Source organism: Thorsellia kenyensis, assembly GCF_042432445.1.
Classification (GTDB): domain Bacteria; phylum Pseudomonadota; class Gammaproteobacteria; order Enterobacterales; family Thorselliaceae; genus Thorsellia; species Thorsellia kenyensis.
In genome coordinates this window covers 1-513 of the sequence record NZ_JBHLXE010000042.1, presented here as the reverse complement: position 1 = coordinate 513, position 513 = coordinate 1, and the positions used below count along the sequence as shown (strand labels likewise).

The 513-nt window shown below is 45.0% G+C and carries 1 protein-coding gene; it reads left to right on the top strand.

Annotation, left to right across the window (positions count from 1 at the left end; all coding sequences use genetic code 11):
* Positions 1-513: Ig-like domain-containing protein (locus ACFFIT_RS13390; RefSeq protein WP_385876370.1), on the top strand; the 513-nt coding region annotated here is incomplete at both ends.

Below are 513 nucleotides of genomic sequence, written 5' to 3'. Positions count from 1 at the left end.
CGGTTACACTGATGATAAACGTCCTGATATTGAAGGTCGTGCACCAGATGGTGTGGTTGAAGTGGCTATTTATTTAGGTAATGACCTAATCGGTCGTGTACCTGTGGTAAACAACAGCTGGACTTACAACTTTGCTAAAGACTTAACTGAGGGTAAACAAACCATCAGTGTCGCGCCAGTGAATTACGTAGGTACGATAGGTGATAAGACCAGCCTAAGCTTTACCGTTGAGACAGAAGTGCCTCCGGCATTAAGCCAACAATTCTTAGATTTATACGATGACTTTGGGCCGAAAACAGGTTCAGTCAAACGTGGTGAGTCTACAGATGACCGTCAGCCTGAATTTAAAGGGACCGCGGGTGGTAAGATTGCGTTCATTAAAATTTATGACAATGGTAAAGAACTGGCGGTTGTGCCTGTGAATGAAGATGGCACTTGGAGTTATACACCTGCAGCGAACTTAGCGGGTGGAGAGCATAACTTCCAAGCGGCACCAATGACTAAATCAGGTGT